Source organism: Streptomyces sp. NPDC090045 (genome assembly GCF_044747975.1).
In the GTDB taxonomy this organism is placed as follows: Bacteria; Actinomycetota; Actinomycetes; order Streptomycetales; family Streptomycetaceae; genus Streptomyces.
The window spans coordinates 67252-84633 of sequence record NZ_JBIVFA010000015.1; the positions used below are offsets into that span (position 1 = coordinate 67252).

Sequence of the window (17382 nt, forward strand, 5' to 3'; positions counted from 1 at the left end):
CGCGGGATGCCTCGTCCGCGTACACGCGGGCGGCAAGGCGGCGCTCCGGTCTCCCGGAATGCCGGGTCCAGGCGGTTCGCGCATCATGAGTGCTGTGCATGACCCACGCAGGGGATCGGTCCGTCTGTCGATCGTGGTTCCCGTCTTCAACGAGGAGGAGGCCCTGCCTGTTCTGGCGGCGCGGCTCCGGCCCGTCCTGGACGGGTGCGGGGAACCGTACGAGGTCCTCGCCGTCGATGACGGTTCGACCGACAAGACCCCCCGCCTGCTGGAGGATCTGCGCCGCGTCTGGCCCCAGCTCCGCGTCGTGACCCTCCGGCGGAACAGCGGCCACCAGGCCGCCCTCACCGCCGGACTGCACCGCGCCCGCGGCGCCTATGTGATCAGCATGGACGCAGACCTCCAGGACCCGCCGGAGGTCATCCCGGAGATGCTCGCCCTGGCCCGGGCGGACGGCCTGGACGTCGTCTACGGGGTCCGTATGGACCGCTCCACCGACAGCGGCTTCAAACGCCGGACGGCCGCCGCCTACTACTGGCTCATGCGCCGCCTGGCCGGCTCCTACGTACCCGCTCAGGCCGGAGACTTCCGCCTGCTGTCCCGCCCCGTGGTGGAGACCCTCAAGACCCTGCCCGAACAGCAGCAGATCTACCGCCTTCTCATTCCCTGGCTCGGCTTCCCGGGCGGCCAGATCACCTACCAGCGCGGAGAGCGGGCGGCGGGCACCACCAAATATCCCCTGCACAAGATGGTCCTGTTGGCGCTGGACAGCATCACCAGCTTCTCGGCGGTCCCGCTGCGCCTGGCCACGGCGCTCGGCGCCTTCAGCCTCGTCGTCTGCCTCGCCTTCCTCACCTGGACCCTCGTCGTCTACGCCACGGGGAACACCCTGCCCGGCTGGACCTCCCTGATCATCACGATCCTGTTCTTCGGCGCCGTCCAGCTCTTCTGCGTGGGAATGCTCGGCGAGTACGTGGCCCGCATCTACACGGCCGTCCAGGCCCGGCCCACCTATTTCGTCGCTCGCGACACGGGCGAGGAACAGCGGTAGGCCGTTCACACCAGCACTCCGGAGAAGAACATCGCCCCCAACAGGGCGTACTGGACGGCGCAGCAGGCCAGCAACGGCACCTGGACCCAGCGGGACATGCGCCTGACCAGAATGAGCCCGACGAACATCTGCGCGTGATTGCGGTACCACGACATCTCCGCGCCGGCGAAGAACGGCACCAGGAAGATCGCCACCGTCAGGACCAGGGCAGCCCACTCCTCGACGTCGAGCCGACGGTTCCGCACGAGCAGGACGGCAGCCGTGGCCAGGACGAGCAGAACGAAGGCGAGGTTCAGCCAGAGCTGCGTCTTGTGCGCGTCAAGGCCGTGCTCCACCAGCCACGGCAGGTGCCCCTCGGGCGTGTACCAGTCCCTGAACGGGAAATCGTAGGCCTGCCCCATCGCGTCGAAGGGCTGGTGCAGGCCGCCCTGCTGGTAGCTGGACTCCTGGAGGATCTCGTACGCGTCCCAGTGGCCCGTCGCCTGCCACATCAGCCATTTGGCCCAGAGCACACCGCAGCCGGCGAGGGCCGCCGACAACCCGGCCTTCGCGCACCGGATCGGCCACGTGTCGCTCTGCCACGCGAAGAACGCGCTCAGGAACAGCATGCCGACCACGACGGCGCCGACGGGATAACAGGAGGCCGCCACGAATCCGCCGGCGGCCGCGAGCACCCAGGAGCCGCGCTTCACTCCGGCGATCGAGACCAGCAGTGCCAGCGTTCCGGTGGCGATCGGGAACAGGGCGTGGAAGTAGACACCGCCCGGGAATACGGTGCCGATGGCGAGGGTGAGGCCGGTGGCCCAGGTGAGCCGGGCGCCGAGCAGCCACCACAGCACCGCGAACATGCCGAGCAGGGACGCTTCGGTGACGACGACGGCGGACCACTCGTAGGAGAGCCCGGTCGCGGAGACCGCCCGGACCGACATGGGATACCCGGGGAACCAGGCCACGTTCCCGCACATGACATCGCGGAAGTTCGGATAGCGCTCCCGGCACCAGAACATCTCGTAGCCGGTCTTGGCGATGGACAGGTAGTGCACGGAATCCCAGCGACTGCGACCGCCGGTGGACCAGTACGCCACTGGGGAACCGTCGCCGGCAACGGATGCCTTCGCGACCATCCAGGTGATGAGGTTCGAGATCAGCCACGCGACGACCGGCGGCAGCAGGGCGTGGCGCCCATCTCGGCCCGCCGGCCGGGTCGGTTCCGCCATCTCCAGCCCCGCGATCGTCTCGTCGGCGGTCCTGGCCTCCCCGCCGCACGGCCGGCCGGGCGGACGCAGATCCTGGCAGCCCGTACGGTGCCGTGCTTCACGATCATTCTGGCGAAGACCTCGCGGAGCTGCATCCGGAAGTACTCCTGCTACCGGCCCGCGGGCTCCTCCTCGAACGGGAAACGCGCGAGCGGGGCCTCGCCGTGGAAGAAGGTCTTGGCGCGGACCATGGCGCGTTCGTCGTTCTTCACCTGGCCGGGGCGCGAGCCGTTGCCGAACAGCACCCCGCCGAATCGCATGCGCATGTAGGCCGCCGAGTTGTTGAGGCTGGTCACCAGGCCGTCGGCGACCACCTCGTCACGATCGGCCATGACCGTGACCCCCCACAGGGTCCGGCCCGCCATCTGCTGCTTGAAGTCCGAGCCGGGCACCGTCAGCCAGCCCGACCAGTAGTCGAGGTAGCGCTTGGTGTGCGCGGAGAGCGAGTACCAGTACAGGGGCGAGGCGATGACGATGTCGGTGGCCTCCAGGGTGGCCCGGCGCAGCAGTTCCTCGTTCTCGTCGACGGTCCGGGAAGGGCTTTCGTGCCGGCCGTCCTCGAAATCGGGCAGCGGCAGCGTGGCCAGGTCCACCCAGCGCCGGGGTATGTCCGCGGGCAGCTGTTCGGCGGCTGCGCGCGCGAGCATCTCGGTGTTGCCGTCCGCGCGGGAGCTGCCGAGGACGAAGAGGAACGAGCGGTCGGTGGCGCGGGGCGTTTCGGTCGGCATGTCTGCTCCGGTTCTCGTCCCCGGGTGCGGGGGTGTGCGGGTTCGATCTTCGCCTCCAACATCGCGGACCTGCACGGCTATTCCGGCCGGGCCTCCGCCGCTGCCGCGCGCCCCCTCGCTCCCTCGCTCCTTCGCCCCCCTGTCAGGGCGTGTGGGCGGTCCCGGTCCGTGCCGACAGTCCTCGGCGCAGGCATGCGGCCAGGCGGGCCGCGATGCTCCCGTCGGGGTCGAGGGCGGGGTTGAAGATCGTGACGTCGAGGCCGACGGCCCGTTCGTCGGCCAGTGCCGTGCGCAGCACGCTCTCCAGCTCCGACCAGGTCAGCCCGCCGGGGATGCGGTAGTCGACGGCGGGCATGACCGCGTCGTCCAGGACGTCGACGTCGAGGTGGACCCAGTAGCCGGCGCTGTCGTCGTGCGTGAGGTGGGTGATCGCCTCGCGCACGGCGCCGTCGGCGCCGGCCGCGCGCACACCGTCGAGGTCGATCGCGCGGAGCTGCGGCGGCAGCGGCTGCATCCCGGCCTCGCGGGACTCCGCGGAGTCGCGGAATCCGAAGGCCACGACGTCCTCGTCGCGCAGCAGGGGACCGCGGCCTTCGAGGTCGGTGAGCAGCCGGGGGCCGCGGCCCGTGGCCAGGGCGAGTTCCATCGAGGCCGCCTCGCCGGTCGGCTCCGCCGCGGGCTGGTAGAAGTCGGTGTGGCCGTCGAGGAACAGCAGGCCGTAGCGGCCCCGGCGGCGCAGGGCGAGGAGGTTGCCGAGCAGGACGGTGCAGTCGCCGCCGAGGACGAGGGGGAAGCGGCCGTCGTCGAGTACGGTTCCGACCGCGTCGGCCAGCCGGACGGAGTACCCAGCGATGCCGGCGGGGTTGAGGACCTGGGTGCCGGGGTCCCTCTGGGGGGCGTAGGCCGGTGGGTCGACCCGGCCGGCGTGCACGAGGCCGGGGTGGTCCGCCAGACCGGCATCGAGCAGCGCCGCGGGCAGGTGCTGGACGCCGGACGGGCGCAGCCCGAGCACGGACGGTGCCTCGATGATCGCGATGTCGCGCACGGAACCATGATCCCGCACGGGGAGACACCGTGCCGAGCCGAGCCGTGCCTGTTTGGTGTCCGTGTTCGTTCGTTCGTCGAAGTCAGCCGGTGTCGAGGACGAGGTCGGCGCGGTGGCGGCCCGGGGCGATGAGGCGGGCGTTCGCCTCGTCCGAGCGGTCCACCCATGCGCGCGCGTACGCCGGCTCCTTGCCGTGGCGCACGTGCCGGTCGACCAGGCGCCGGACGCGCAGGGCCTCGTCCGGGGCGAGGTACCAGGCCTCGTCCAGGAGCGGCCGTACCGCCGCCCACTCCCCCGCGTCGTGGAGCAGGTAGTTGCCTTCGGTGATCACCAGGGGTACGGCCGGGGGCACGGGGATACTGCCCGCGATCGGCTCCTCCAGGGAGCGGTCGAAGGCGGGTGCGTACACCGTGGCCCCGTCGGACGTGCGCAGGCGGTGCAGCAGGGAGACGTACCCGGCCACATCGAAGGTGTCCGGGGCGCCCTTGCGGTCGGCGAGCCCCACCCGCGTCAGCTCGGCCTGGGCGAGGTGGAACCCGTCCATCGGGACCACGACGGCCCTCTCCGGGCCGAGCTCCTCGGCGAGCCGGGCGGCCAGCGTCGACTTCCCGGCCCCCGGCGGCCCGGTGATGCCCAGGATCCGCCGGCCGCCGCGTGCGGCCGGCCCGGCCCCGCCCGTCGGCCCGGCCGGCTCGGCCAGCGCGGCCGCCCTCAGTACCAGCTCCGTGGTCGTCTGCACCTGCATCTGCACATCCTGCCCGAGGGTCACCCACCCGTGGGGGCCCCGCCCTTCCACCCCCAGGCCGTGAGCATGCCCGGTGACAGGCCGGTGCACCGGGGGGAATCCAGGTAGCGAACGGCTTCGTCGATCTGTCCGTCGTCGACGAGGCCGGTTCCCACCATGGCTTCCCGTGCCCGCTCCCAGGTCTCGGCCCAGAACCTGCTGATCGCGCTGCCCGGCAGGAGCGGTGGTACGTGGATCTCGGCAGCCACGGATTCCAGCCCGGCCTCGCGCAGCAGATCGGGATGGCCGGGCACCCGTGACACGTCGGTACCGATGCTGTCGCGCAGCCCCTGCCACATGGCCCGCACGGCGCGGGTGTACGGGGTGACGGGCGCCGAGGCGGTGGTCAGGTCGACCGCGTCGCTGACGACCAGTACGCCGCCGGGTGCGAGCAGCCCGCTCAGCTTGGCGACCATGCGCTGCGGGGACGGCAGGTGCATGAGGACGAACCGGGCGTGGACCAGGTGGAAGAGGCCCGGGGCAAAGCCGTCGGCCGTGACGTCCGCCTGCAGCACCGTCAGTCCCGGCACGGGGTGCGCCGCGAGGAACCGTACGTCGCGGTCCACCGCGAGGACCGCGGCGACGCCCGCTTCGCCCAGCAGACCGCGCGCCACCGTGCCGGTTCCGGCACCCACGTCCAGGCAGTTCCAGCCCGGGCCCGCTCCCAGCAGACGCAGCCGGGCCAGGGTCGTCGCGTCGTACGTGAGGGCTCCGAGGTCGATGCGGTCGCCCTCGCCGCCTTCCTCGGGCCGGAAGACCCGCTCGCCGTAGCGCCCCTCGCCCGGGGAGCTCGCGTCGTCCGACGACAGCCTTGCGTCCGTCATGGGCCGATTGTCCTCCGAAGCACCCCTGCGGGCGCGCCCGCAGGGGTGCGGCGCCGCTGCCGGGCAATGCCTCGTAGCGACGTCATGCACTTTGCCGTTTGCCTAATAGTTTTAGGCAGATTAATAATGTCTATAGGCGAACAGGAGGACGATGATGGCGCGCGTAGGGCTCACCACGGAACGGCTGACGCGGGCAGGGGCGGAACTCGCCGACGAGGTCGGCTTCGACCAGGTGACCGTCTCGGCCCTCGCCCGGCGCTTCGACGTCAAGGTGGCGAGCCTGTACTCGCACGTGAAGAACTCCCAGGACCTGAAGACCCGGATCGCGCTCCTGGCCCTGGAGGAACTCGCCGACCGGGTGGCCGCGGCACTCGCGGGGCGGGCCGGCAAGGACGCCCTGACCGCGTTCGCGAACGTCTACCGCGACTACGCCCGGGAGCACCCCGGCCGCTACGCCGCGGCCCAGCTGAGGCTCAGCCCGCAGGACGCGGCCTCCAGCGCGGGCGTCAGGCACGCACAGATGACCCGGGCGATCCTGCGCGGCTACGACCTGACCGAACCCGATCAGACCCATGCCGTCCGGCTCCTGGGCAGCGTCTTCCACGGCTACGTCAGCCTGGAGCTGGGCGGGAGCTTCAGCCACAGCGCCCCCGACTCCCAGGAGTCCTGGTCGCGGGTCCTCGACGCCCTCGACGCCCTGCTGCGGAACTGGCCCGCGCCCACCGGCGCACCCGGTCCGACCACCCAAAACAACAGGCTGGAGCCATGAGCACCGCACCCCACGCCGCATCCGGCTGGATCACCACACCCCTCACCTCCGACCTCCTGCGCGGCGCTCTCGATCTGGAGCGGACGGCCCACGGCATGCTGCCGCACCGGCTGCCCGCCCGGGCCCGCGCCCAGTGCACCGACGGCCAACTGGCCATGGTGGAGGCCCAGCCCTCCGGCGTACGCGTGGTCCTGCGCACCCGCGCGACCGTCATCGAGCTGGACGTGCTGCGCACCAAGCGGGCCTACCGGGGCGCCCCGCCCCGCCCCGACGGCGTCTACGACCTCCTCGTCGACGGACACCTGGCCGGGCAGGCCCGCGTGACCGGCGGCAACCTGCTGACGGTGGACATGGCCACCGGATCCGCGGAGACGCGGCCCGGCCCGGTCGGCACCGCCCGGTTCGCCGGTCTCCCCGACCGCGTCAAGGACGTCGAGATCTGGCTGCCGTACAACGAGACGACCGAGCTGGTCGCCCTGCGCACCGATGCCCCCGTCGAACCCGTGCCGGACCGGGGCCGGCCGCGGTGGGTCCACCACGGCAGCTCGATCAGCCACGGCTCCGACGCCGCGAGCCCCAGCGCGACCTGGCCGGCCGTGGCCGGCCTCCTCGGCGGTGCGGAGCTGACCAACCTCGGCCTGGGCGGCAGCGCCCTGCTCGACCCGTTCACCGCCCGCGCGCTGCGCGACACCCCCGCCGACCTGATCAGCATCAAGATCGGGATCAACCTCGTCAACACCGATCTGATGCGGCTGCGCGCCTTCGGCCCGGCGGTGCACGGCTTCCTCGACACCGTCCGCGAAGGCCACCCCACCGTGCCCCTCCTGGTCGTCTCGCCCATCCTCTGCCCCATCCACGAGGACACGCCCGGGCCCAGTGCCCCGGACTTCGAGGGGCTGAGCGAGGGCAGGATCCGCTTCCTGGCCGCGGGCGACCCCGCGGAACGGGCGGCCGGAAAGCTGACCCTGGGCGTCATCCGGGACGAGCTCGTACGCATCGTGCGGCAGCGCGCGGCCGAGGACTCCCACCTGCACTACCTGGACGGCCGTGCGCTCTACGGCGAGGCGGACTTCGCCGAGCTGCCGCTGCCCGACCAGCTCCACCCGGACGCCGCGACGCACCGTCGCATGGGCGAGCGCTTCGCCGCGCTGGCCTTCACCTCCGACGGACCCTTCGCCGCCGGCGGGTGACGGGTGCCCGGGGGCCGCGTACTCGGCGGGGACCCCGGGTCGGATCCGTGCTCCGGCGGCGCAGTCGGACCACATCGGGCGTGGCGTCCGCGCACGCCGAGCCGAATGCCGGTATACCCCAGGGGAAGTCCCACCAGGTCCCTCTGCCCCGGCCCGCGGGAGGCCCCGTGTTCCACCGCCTCGGCCTCGTCGGCCTCGGTCTGGTCCTCACCCTCGCCGCGGGCCCGTCCCTGGCGGCTCCTGCGCCCGATCCGGTTCGCGTGCCGCAGGCGGCTGCCGCGGCGCCGGGACCCGGGGCAGGAGCCCGTCCGCAGGCCGGCAAGGTCACCGCGGTCACCACGGTCGGCTCGGCCCCGGGCAGCACGACGGCCCTGGCCGGCTACGCCATCCGGTCGACGAAGGAGGTCACCGACTCCGCGGCCGCCGTCTCCAGCCCCGGCTACCCGGCGACCGGCTGGTATCCGGCCGGTGCACGCTCCACCGTCCTGGCGGCGCTGCTCGCCGCCGGTGTGTACCCCGATCCCTTCTACTCCACCCAGCAGCAGCGGATCGCGGCCGCCGACTTCGACGTGCCGTGGTGGTACCGGTCCGACTTCACCGTCACCGACACGGCGGCCCGCACCTACCTGGACTTCAGCGGGGTGATCTCCGCCGCCGACGTCTACGTCAACGGCCACCGGGTCGCCGCCGCGGCCGACGTGGCCGGCGCGTACACCCGGCACGAGTTCGACGTGACCGGCCTGATCAAGGACGGCACCAATACGGTCGCGTTCCGGATCCAGCCCAACGATCCGCGCAAGCAGCTCACCATGAGCTGGCTCGACTGGCTCCAGCCGCCACCCGACGAGAACATGGGCATCGTCCGTGACGTCACGGTGCGCCGCGGCGGGCCGGTCGCCCTGCGCGACGCGCACGTGGTGACGGCCCTGGCCATGCCCTCGATGGCCTCCGCCGACCTGACCGTCAAGGCGCGGGTGCGCAACGACTCGGCCGCCACGGTCACCACCGTGGTGTCCGGCACGGTCTCCGGCACCGAGGTACCGGTCCCCGTCAGCCGCAGCGTCACCCTGGCCCCGAACGAGACGAAGACGGTGGTCTTCTCCCCGGCCGACCACCCAGCGCTCCGCCTGACCGCGCCCCGCGTCTGGTGGCCCGCCACGATGGGCGAACAGCCCCTGTACGGCCTCGATCTGACCGCGACGGTGAACGGCGCACCCTCCGACGCCGCGCACCAGTCGTTCGGCATCCGCGACGTGCAGGCGCCGCTGAACGCGGACGGCGACCGGCAGTACCGGATCAACGGCCGTCCGCTGCTGATCAAGGGGGCCGGCTGGTCCCCGGACGAGTTCCTGCGCTGGGACCGCGCCTATGTCGAGGACCGGCTGAAGTACGCCCTCGACCTGGGCCTGAACACCCTCCGCCTGGAAGGGCACATCGAGCCCGACGAGTTCTTCGACCTCGCCGACCGGTACGGGATCCTGACGCTGCCCGGCTGGGAGTGCTGCAGCAAGTGGGAGGGCGAGGTCAACGGAACCGAGGCCGGGGAGGTGTGGGACGATCCCGACTACCCCGTCGCCCGGGCCTCCATGGCCGCCGAGGCGGCCCGGCTCCGCCACCACCCCAGCGTGATCTCCTTCCTGATCGGCAGCGATTTCGCGCCGAACGAGGAGATCGAGCGGGGCTACGTCGACGCGCTGCGGGCCGCCGACTGGACGGCCCCCGTGGTTCCTGCGGCCTCCAACACCTCCGCCCCGATCACCGGGCGCTCCGGCATGAAGATGACGGGCCCGTACGACTGGGTGCCGCCCGGTTACTGGTACGAGAAGCGGGAGGGCGGCGCCACCGGTTTCAACTCCGAGACCAGCGCCGGCCCGGACGTCCCGACCCTCGACACGCTGCGCCGCATGATGTCGCCGGCCGAGCTGGAGACCCTCTGGAAGGACCCGTCCGCCGCCCAGTACCACCGCTCCCCCTCGCGCACCTTCGCCACCCTGAGGCTGTACGGCGCCGCGCTGGCCGGCCGCTACGGCCCCCCGACCGGCCTCGACGACTACGTGCGCAAGGCGCAGCTCGCCCAGTACGAGAGCGTGCGCGCGCAGTTCGAGGCCTACGCGCGCAACGCCAAGGACGCCTCCGAGCCGTCGACCGGGGTCATCTACTGGATGTTCAACAGCGGCTGGACCTCCCTGCACTGGCAGCTGGTGGACCGCTTCCTCGACCAGGGCGGCGCCTACTTCGGTGCGAAGAAGGCGAACGAGCCGCTGCACGTCCAGTACGGGTACGACAACCGCTCGGTGTCGGTCGTCAACAACCGGAACACCGCGGCCTCCGGCCTGACGGCGCGGGTGACGCTCTTCGACCCGGACGGCACGCAACGCTACGACCGGACGGTGACCGGTCTGAGCGTCGCGGGCGGCGGCGCGAGCAGCACCACGCTCACGGTCCCGGCGTCGGTGCCCGGCCTGGCCACCACCTACCTGGCCCGGCTGCTGCTGACCGACGACGCCGGGCGCGAGGTGAGCCGGAACGTCTACTGGCTCTCCACCCGGGCGGACGTCCTCGACTACGACAACAGCGACTGGTACTACACGCCGACCACTTCCTACGCCGACCTGCGGGGGCTGAACTCGATGAAGCAGGCGTCGGTCACGGCGACCTCCTCGACGACGGAGGACGGTGCGGGAACGTCCACGACGACGGTGACGGTACGCCACACGGGTACGGGCACCACGCCGGCCCTGCTCACCGACGTCCACCTCGTGGGAGCCCAGGGAGCTCCGGTGCTGCCGGTCCGGTGGAGCGACAACCAGGTCAGCCTGTGGCCGGGCGAGTCGGCGACCCTGACGGCCACCTACCGCACCGCGGACCTGCGCGGCTCCGCGCCACGGCTGCGGATCTCCGGCTGGAACACGCCGACGGCCACGGTCCCGGCCAACTGATCGGCGGCTCCCGCTGCTCGGCTCCCACGCGGCGGCCATGTCCATGATCATCCGGGGGGTGCCGGGTGTAGCGTCGCGAACATGGAACAGTTGACCGGAAGCACCACCGACCAGGCACCGGCCGACCCGGGCGCCGGCGACGACGTGCTGGCCACCCAACCCGTCGGCTACTGGAGCGGGTTGGCCCACGCCGCCGTCACCCGGCATCTGCGTGACGCCATGGCCCGGATCGACGTCACCCAGCCGCAGTACTGGGTGCTCAACCGCGTGAACGGCGGGACCGCGGCGCCGAGTCGTGAGGAGGTGGTCACCCAGCTGACCCCGCTCGCGGACGGGCCGCACGAGATCGCCCGGGTCATCGACCAGTTGCTGCACCGCGGCTGGCTCCGGCTGGACGCCGGGCAGCGCCTGCACCTCACGGACGCCGGGGAGGCTGCGCGGGTGCGACTGCGCGGGCTGGTCACCGAGGTGCGCGCCGTGGTCCACCAGGGCATCAGCGACGAGGAGTACGTGGCAGCGCTCAAGGTGTTGCGCACGATGGTCGCCAACGTCGAGGGCGACGTGGGCTCCTGACCCCTCGGGCCCGCGTCGGATCCAGGTCCCTCCGGGCCCGGTCCGGGGAATGCGGACCCGTAACACCCGGACCCCGTACTCCGTTGGGCAGCCGAAGGGACGCGGCCGGGCGGGCCGGGCCGGATATCGGGCGTGGCGAGTCCGCTCGACGGGCGCCTCGGCGGCCGCGCCCCTGCAGGCCGTTCCCCGGCGGCCCGACGCCGCCGACCGCCCCGCCCAGACCGGAGGCCCGTACCCGTCATGACCACCCTCGCGACCCAGACCCTCCGGCTCGGCACCCGGCCCAGCCCCATGGCCATGGAACAGACCGGCCGCTTCGCCCTGGCCTTCCGCGCCCCGTACCCGGACATCACCCTCGACACCGTGAAGATCACCTCCGAGGGCGACGCGCATCGCGGCCCGCTCCACGAGATCGGCGGCAAGGGGGCCTTCACGCGCCGCGCCGACGAACACCTCCTCGACGGCCGGGTAGCAGCCACCATCGCCTGCGCCAAGGACCTGCCCGGCGCCCACGACCGGGCCCCCGGTATCGCCGTGGGGGCGGTCCTGCCCCGTGAGGACGTGCGCGACGTCCTGGTCCGGCCCGCCGGGCAGCCGCCCACCACGCTGGCCGACCTGCCGCCCGGTACCCGTGTCGGCACCAGCGCGCCCCGGCGCGCCGCCCTCTTGCGCGCCCTCCACCCCCACCTGGTCCCGGTGCCGATCAGGGGGAACGCCGACAGCCGGCTGGCCAGGCTCGACTCCGGCACGCTCGGCGCGGAGGTCATGATCGCCGCCCTGGCCGGTCTGCGACGCCTGGGACTGGCCGACCGGGCCTGCGAGATCCTCGACCCCACCGTGTGGCTGCCTGCCGCAGGCGCCGGAATCGTGGTGATCGAGCACCGCGCCGACGACCTCCCCACCCGCGCACTGCTCACCCCGCTGACCCACGCCCCTACGCAGATCCTCCTCGAGGCCGAACGCGCCACGCTCGCCGCCCTGCACGGCGGATGCCAGACCGCCGCCTCCGCCCACGCCACGCTCGACGAGACAGCCCGCCTGGTCACGGTGCACGCGGTCGTCCTGGATCCGGGCGGCGGCGCACCCCTGCGTGCCGGCGCGACCGGACCCGCCGACGACCCCGTCGGCACCGGACTCCGCGCCGGGCAGCGGCTGCTCGACGCGGGTGCCGGCCGACTCCTCGGCGCCCGGCCGTGACACCCGGCTGAGCACCCGTTCGCCCCGCCCGCTCACACCCGTCCGGAGGAACCAGAACCATGCCCTTGCCGAGCCTGCTGGGCGTCTTCGCCCACCCCGACGACGAGTCCCTGCTCGCGGGCGGCGTGCTCGCCCGGCACGCCGCCTCGGGCGCGCGTACGGCCGTCGTCACCGCGACCTGGACGCCGGGCAGCCACCGCGCCGCCGAACTCGCCGACGCCCTCCGCATCCTGGGCGCCGGCGAGCCGAGGCTGCTGGAGTACGCGGACGCCCGCGTGCCCGCATCGGCGCCGGGGCGGCCGCGGTTCGTCGACGCACCGCTCGACGAGGCAGTGGCACGGCTCGTACGCCACGTACGCGAGGTCCGGCCCGACATCGTCGTCACCCACGACGAGTACGGTCAGCTGACCGGGCACCCCGATCACGTCCACACCCACCGGGTCACCCTGCTGGCCGTGCACGCCGCCGGCCTCGAACACCTCCATCCCGAGGCGGGGGAACCCTGGCAGCCCGCCGTCCTCTGCCTGGCCACCCATCCGCACGCGGGCGTCGGCGAGCTGGGGGCGCTGCTGGCCGACGTCGGGAAGACCGTGCGCAGCGTCCCGGACGAGCGGGTCGGCGCGACCGTCGACGTACGTCCGTGGCTGGAGGCGAAGTGGGCCGCCATCGCCGCGCACCGGAGCGAGATGGAACGCCGTCGCTCACTGCCCGGAATCCTCTCCCGCCTTCCCGCCGATGCCCGCGAGCGCATCCTCGCGACGGAGTGGTACACCCGCCTGGCCGTCCGGCCGATGCCGGGTGGATCGCGTGAGCTGACCGTCTGAGCTGCCCCTGGGGGATGTCCGGCCCGGCAGGGGCTCCGGGAGCGCTCGTCCTTTAGGGTGGCCCAGCGGCTGGTCCGTACGGGGCGGGTCGGCAACGGTCGTGGGGACAGGTGGAGTCGGTGGAGTCTTTGCTGCCCGGTGACCCTCCGGAGATCGGCGGGTACCGTCTGCTGGCGCGGCTCGGCGCGGGAGGAATGGGCGAGGTGTTCCTGGCCCGGACGGCCTCCGGGCGGCCGCTGGCCCTGAAGACCGTGCACCGGGATCTGAGCCTGCAGCCGGACTTCGCCGAGCGGTTCGACCGGGAGATACGCACCAACGACCGCGTGCGCAGCGCGTGGACGGTCTCGGTGGTGGACTTCGGCCAGCCCGGGGCGTCGCCGCAGTGGCTGGCGACGGAGTACGTCGCCGCTCCGTCGCTGGGCGACTGGGTCCACCGGTACGGGCCGCTGCCCGCGGCGGCCGTGGGGGCCCTGGCCCGGGAGCTGTCGGCCGCGCTGGTCACCGTACGCGCGGCCGGGGTGGTCCACCGCGACATCAAGCCGGCGAACGTGCTGCTGGGCCGGGAACGGCCCTTCCTCATCGACTTCGGCATCGCCCGCGCGGTACGCGACCCCCGCTACACGCAGACGGGGGCGGTCATCGGCACCCCCGGTTTCCTCTCGCCGGAGCAGGCGACCGGATCCGTGGCCTCGGCGCCGGCCGACGTGTTCTCCCTGGCCGCCGTCCTCGTGTACGCGGCCACCGGGCGCGGCCCGTTCGTCGCGGACGGCGAGGAGCTGGAACTGCCCGCCCTCCTCTACCGGATCGTGCACGACGAGCCGCTGCTCGACGGCGTACCGGACGTGCTTCTCGCGCTCGTCCGGGAGTGCCTGGCCAAGGCCCCGGAGCGGCGCCCGACCGCCGAGGAGCTGCGGGAGCGGCTCGGCGCCCCCGAGGCGGACGAAGGGCTCGATGATGCATGGGGCGGGGCGGTCCCGGCGGCTCTGGTGGCGGAGGTCGGGCGCCGGGAGGCCGAACTCCGTCGGCTCCTCACCACACCCCAGCCGCCCGCCTACGCCCCCGGAGGTACGGGCCCTTCGCCGGCCGCCCCGCCGCAGCCGCCTGCGACGGCTCCGGGCACTCCGCTGCCGTCCCCCACGCCGACTCCCGTTCCCGACGGGCGCGTCGGCGGGTGGGTGTCCCGTCGGCCCCGGGTGATCACGGCGGTCGCGGGTGCCGCCGTGCTCGTCGCGGTCGTCGCGCTGGCCGTCCGGCTTCCGTGGGGCGGGGACGGCGACAAGGCCGCGCCTCCCGCCACCTCGCCCACACCGTCCTCGTCCGCCTCCCCCTCCGCTGCGGCGCTGCCGGAATCGTGGGTCGGTACGTGGTCCGGCGTCGGCCCCGGAACGCCGGAGGCGGACGGCATCACCCGGGCACGCGCCGGTGATTTCTCCGTCACGGTCACCCTGCACGCCGCAGCCGTGGGCGAGCTCGTGGGACGGCAGGTCAGCGACCTCAAGGAGGTCTCCACGGGACGGAACCTCGGGTGCACGGAGGCCCTTCAGCTGCGGCAGATCCGTCGGGACAGCGCGGTCTTCGAGGCGGTGACCAGCCACCCGACCGACCAGACGGCCACATTCGACTGTCCCAAGGGCAACCTCTACGTGCTGACCATGGCGGAACCGGACCGGCTGACGCTGGAGTCGGAGGGAGCGCAGTCGGCCGGCGCGCCCGCAGCTCTGACGCGGCGTCGCTGAACCGCCGTCGCTGAACCGCCGTCGCTGAGCCGCCGTCGCTGAGCCGGCGTCGCTGAGCCGGCGTTGACCTCAAGCGGGCTTGAGGTCGTACACCTGTGGTCATGACTTCTCCCTTGCGTATCGCGCTCGTCGTCGGCAGCACCCGGGAAGGCCGGTTCGGCCCGACGGTCGCCCGCTGGTTCGAAGGCGTCGCCGCCGACCGCTCCGACATCGAGCTCACCGTGATCGACCTGGTCGACGCCGACCTCCCCGCCCACTGGACCCATGACCTCGCGCCACGCGGCCGGGCCTTCGTCCGGCGCCTCGCCGAGGCGGACGCCTACGTGCTGCTCACCCCCGAGTACAACCACTCCTTCCCGGCCTCGCTGAAGCAGGCGATCGACATCGCGGGGCGCGTCTGGGCGCGCAAGCCCGTCGGCTTCGTTTCGTACGGCGGGCTGTCGGGCGGGCTGCGCGCCGTCGAGCAACTGCGCCTGGTCTTCGCCGAGCTGGCCGCCGCCACCATCCGCGAGACCGTCAGCTTCCACCAGTTCCCGTTCGACGAGTCCGGCCGCCCCCACGACACCGACGCGGCCGGGAAGGCGGCCGTGACGATGCTCGACGACCTGGTCTGGTGGGCCGACGCCCTCCGCACGGCACGTGAGCGCGAGGCGGAGTGGCGCGAAGCCTCGTGAGGACCGCGTACTACGCTGCCGATCATGAGCGGAACGGGGGGCGGGACGCCCTGGCACGTCCTGGAGAAGGTGCGCGAGGGGCGGGAGGAGATACCCGGCCTGCTGCGCGGGCTGGTGACGCCCGGCAGCGGACGGGTCCCGTGGTCGGCGTTGGACTACCGGCTGCGCTGGACGGACCCTCCGGAGCTCGTCGTCGCCGTGCTGCGGCGGTTGCTGGACCTGCTTGCGCAACTGGACGAGGCGGGCCGGACCGGTGTGCTCGACCTGGTCGCGGCCCGCGCCGTGATGCTGCGCGTGGGCGCCTTCCGGGCGGAGGCCCCCGGTATGTCGGAGGTGCTGGTCGACGGCCAGCGCGCCGCGGCGGGACTCCTGGCCGACAGCAGGGCCGGGGTGCGCTCGTCCGCGGCCCGGGCGATCGAGGAGGTCCGCGCCGCCGACCCCGCGACCTTGGAGGCACTGCGACGGCAGGCCACGGTGGAGACCGACCCCGCCACGCTGGCCCGCCACCTGATCGCGGCGGGCGAAGTGCTCGCGGCACTCGGCGCGTCCGGGCCTCCCGGCTGGCTGGACCCCTGGCTGCGCCACTACGATCCGCACGTCCGACTGGCCGCCCGGAGCGCGCGGCTGACGTCAGGTGGCGCCACACCCGACGGGGCGCCCACGACCACAGCCACGGCGACCGCCACGACGACGGCGACCCCGCTCACCCGGAGCCCCGACGAGCGTCGCGCGACCGTCAAGGAGGCAGGCGCCCGGCTGCGCAGGTGGCGCACCCCGGCGGCCGGGACGTGGGAGACGGTCCTCGCCGGCCTGTCCGACGACGAAATCCTCACGTCGCACGAGGCACACGGCATCGTCGGCCGGGGCGGATCGGCGGTCGCGCCGTACGCCGACCTCCTGGTCCCGCACCGCTGGAGGGCGGGTGAGCGCGCCGACCATCTCGTACGCGCCCTGATGGGTATCGGCGACCCGCGCGCCCTGCCGTGGTACCTCAAGCGTGCCGACAGCTCCTGGATGGAGGTCGAGTCCCTGCCGGTGGAGTGGGCCCCGAGCGTCATGCCCGCCCTGCTGGTGCAGCTCGCGGGGCGGCGGACGGAACGCGTCCTGCGCATCCTCACCGGCTGGGGTCCTGCCGCCGCGCCGGCGGTGCCGGAGCTCATGGGGCTGCTCGACACCCCGTACGCGCGCACGGCCGCGGGCGTCCTGGGCCGGATCGGTCCGGGCGCGGTCGACGCCGCGGATCTGCTGGCCGCCCTCGCGAAGGGCGAACTGCGCCCGCGGCGCTTCGCAGGGAGCGAGGACCGGGAGCCGCGCCGCTGGCACGGTGTCCAGACCGCCGCCTGGGCGTACTGGCGCGTCACGGGTGACCCGGGGCCGGCGCTCGACGCCCTCGGCGCGGCCACCCGGGGCGGGCTGGCCCGGCCGGTCCTGTCCCACCTGGCCGAGCTGGGCCCGCTCGCGGCCGGGTACGCGGACGCCCTCAAGCCGCTGCTGGGCAGCCTGGGCGAATGGACCCGGGTCGGCGCGGCCGAGGCCTGGTGGCGGCTGACCGGGGACGCCGAGACCGCGGTCGCGACCCTGCTTCCCGAGCTGCACCCGCTGTCGGAGCACCGGGCGGGTCCGCTCGTCCTCCGGGTCGTGACCGCCCTCGGAGCGATCGGCCGACCCGCCGCGGCGGCCGTGCCCCCGCTCACGGAGGTCCTCGCCTCGGAGCGCCGCTACGGCGGGGACATCCTGCGCGACGAGGAACTCTGCCGCGTCGTGCGCACCGCCCTGGCGGCCATGGACTGAC

At 73.3% G+C, this 17382-nt stretch carries 15 protein-coding genes; 10 read left to right on the forward strand and 5 right to left on the reverse strand.

Annotated features, from left to right (window positions below):
• Positions 1–85: 85 nt before the first annotated feature.
• Complete coding sequence (locus ACIPYQ_RS32150) at positions 86–1051, forward strand: glycosyltransferase family 2 protein (RefSeq protein ID WP_401257563.1); 966 nt, start codon at positions 86–88, stop codon at positions 1049–1051.
• 5 nt (positions 1052–1056) lie between these two features.
• Here ACIPYQ_RS32150 and ACIPYQ_RS32155 read toward each other — a convergent pair whose 3' ends face one another.
• From ACIPYQ_RS32155 to ACIPYQ_RS32175, 5 genes are all read right to left on the reverse strand, one after another.
• Positions 1057–2268, reverse strand: coding sequence for a hypothetical protein (locus tag ACIPYQ_RS32155; RefSeq protein ID WP_401257565.1), 1212 nt, complete (start codon positions 2266–2268; stop codon positions 1057–1059).
• Positions 2269–2417: 149 nt separating this feature from the next.
• Positions 2418–3035 carry a flavodoxin family protein gene (locus ACIPYQ_RS32160; RefSeq protein ID WP_401257567.1) on the reverse strand — a complete coding sequence of 206 codons (618 nt, stop codon included), beginning with the start codon at positions 3033–3035 and terminating at the stop codon, positions 2418–2420.
• 142 nt (positions 3036–3177) lie between these two features.
• Positions 3178–4080, reverse strand: coding sequence for an arginase family protein (locus ACIPYQ_RS32165; RefSeq protein ID WP_401257569.1), 903 nt, complete (start codon positions 4078–4080; stop codon positions 3178–3180).
• Between the two features lie 82 nt (positions 4081–4162).
• Positions 4163–4825: a nucleoside/nucleotide kinase family protein gene (locus ACIPYQ_RS32170; protein WP_401257571.1), complete on the reverse strand. Its 663-nt coding sequence runs from the start codon at positions 4823–4825 to the stop codon at positions 4163–4165.
• Positions 4826–4845: 20 nt separating this feature from the next.
• Positions 4846–5688: a class I SAM-dependent methyltransferase gene (locus ACIPYQ_RS32175; protein WP_401257573.1), complete on the reverse strand. Its 843-nt coding sequence runs from the start codon at positions 5686–5688 to the stop codon at positions 4846–4848.
• Positions 5689–5842: 154 nt separating this feature from the next.
• On the opposite strand from ACIPYQ_RS32175, the gene ACIPYQ_RS32180 reads away from it, so the two are divergent.
• The 9 genes from ACIPYQ_RS32180 (at position 5843) to ACIPYQ_RS32220 (ending at position 17381) form a co-directional block, all read left to right on the forward strand.
• On the forward strand, positions 5843–6457 hold the full coding sequence (locus ACIPYQ_RS32180; protein ID WP_401257765.1) for a TetR/AcrR family transcriptional regulator: 615 nt from the start codon (positions 5843–5845) through the stop codon (positions 6455–6457).
• Entirely contained in the window at positions 6454–7647 is a 1194-nt protein-coding gene (locus ACIPYQ_RS32185) for a GDSL-type esterase/lipase family protein (RefSeq protein WP_401257575.1), read from the forward strand. The genes ACIPYQ_RS32180 and ACIPYQ_RS32185 overlap by 4 nt, the downstream gene beginning before the upstream one ends.
• Before the next feature lie 167 nt (positions 7648–7814).
• Positions 7815–10586: a glycosyl hydrolase 2 galactose-binding domain-containing protein gene (locus tag ACIPYQ_RS32190; RefSeq protein ID WP_401257576.1), complete on the forward strand. Its 2772-nt coding sequence runs from the start codon at positions 7815–7817 to the stop codon at positions 10584–10586.
• Positions 10587–10667: 81 nt separating this feature from the next.
• Positions 10668–11159, forward strand: a complete 492-nt coding sequence (locus ACIPYQ_RS32195; protein ID WP_401257578.1) for a MarR family winged helix-turn-helix transcriptional regulator — start codon at positions 10668–10670, stop codon at positions 11157–11159.
• A gap of 240 nt (positions 11160–11399) precedes the next feature.
• The gene (gene hemC, locus ACIPYQ_RS32200; RefSeq protein WP_401257580.1) at positions 11400–12356 is read left to right on the forward strand and encodes a hydroxymethylbilane synthase; all 957 of its coding nucleotides are present in this window, start codon (positions 11400–11402) and stop codon (positions 12354–12356) included.
• 59 nt (positions 12357–12415) lie between these two features.
• The gene (locus tag ACIPYQ_RS32205) at positions 12416–13180 is read left to right on the forward strand and encodes a PIG-L deacetylase family protein (RefSeq protein ID WP_401257582.1); all 765 of its coding nucleotides are present in this window, start codon (positions 12416–12418) and stop codon (positions 13178–13180) included.
• Between the two features lie 119 nt (positions 13181–13299).
• The gene (locus ACIPYQ_RS32210) at positions 13300–14916 is read left to right on the forward strand and encodes a serine/threonine-protein kinase (RefSeq protein ID WP_401257584.1); all 1617 of its coding nucleotides are present in this window, start codon (positions 13300–13302) and stop codon (positions 14914–14916) included.
• Between the two features lie 101 nt (positions 14917–15017).
• A complete protein-coding gene (locus ACIPYQ_RS32215) occupies positions 15018–15590 on the forward strand; it encodes an NADPH-dependent FMN reductase (RefSeq protein ID WP_401257586.1) in 573 nt (190 codons plus the stop codon).
• A 24-nt stretch (positions 15591–15614) separates the two neighbouring features.
• Positions 15615–17381, forward strand: coding sequence for a hypothetical protein (locus ACIPYQ_RS32220; protein ID WP_401257588.1), 1767 nt, complete (start codon positions 15615–15617; stop codon positions 17379–17381).
• The last annotated feature ends 1 nt before the right edge of the window (position 17382 follow it).

Bases quoted from the DNA above. Each gene is read 5' to 3' on its own strand.
- hemC (WP_401257580.1), top strand. From the start codon at position 11,400: ATGACCACCCTCGCGACCCAGACCCTCCGGCTCGGCACCCGGCCCAGC.
- ACIPYQ_RS32215 (WP_401257586.1), top strand. From the start codon at position 15,018: ATGACTTCTCCCTTGCGTATCGCGCTCGTCGTCGGCAGCACCCGGGAA.
- ACIPYQ_RS32155 (WP_401257565.1), bottom strand. From the start codon at position 2,268: ATGGCGGAACCGACCCGGCCGGCGGGCCGAGATGGGCGCCACGCCCTG.
- ACIPYQ_RS32205 (WP_401257582.1), top strand. From the start codon at position 12,416: ATGCCCTTGCCGAGCCTGCTGGGCGTCTTCGCCCACCCCGACGACGAG.
- ACIPYQ_RS32150 (WP_401257563.1), top strand. From the start codon at position 86: ATGAGTGCTGTGCATGACCCACGCAGGGGATCGGTCCGTCTGTCGATC.
- ACIPYQ_RS32220 (WP_401257588.1), top strand. From the start codon at position 15,615: ATGAGCGGAACGGGGGGCGGGACGCCCTGGCACGTCCTGGAGAAGGTG.
- ACIPYQ_RS32175 (WP_401257573.1), bottom strand. From the start codon at position 5,688: ATGACGGACGCAAGGCTGTCGTCGGACGACGCGAGCTCCCCGGGCGAG.
- ACIPYQ_RS32160 (WP_401257567.1), bottom strand. From the start codon at position 3,035: ATGCCGACCGAAACGCCCCGCGCCACCGACCGCTCGTTCCTCTTCGTC.
- ACIPYQ_RS32185 (WP_401257575.1), top strand. From the start codon at position 6,454: ATGAGCACCGCACCCCACGCCGCATCCGGCTGGATCACCACACCCCTC.
- ACIPYQ_RS32180 (WP_401257765.1), top strand. From the start codon at position 5,843: ATGGCGCGCGTAGGGCTCACCACGGAACGGCTGACGCGGGCAGGGGCG.
- ACIPYQ_RS32170 (WP_401257571.1), bottom strand. From the start codon at position 4,825: ATGCAGGTGCAGACGACCACGGAGCTGGTACTGAGGGCGGCCGCGCTG.
- ACIPYQ_RS32195 (WP_401257578.1), top strand. From the start codon at position 10,668: ATGGAACAGTTGACCGGAAGCACCACCGACCAGGCACCGGCCGACCCG.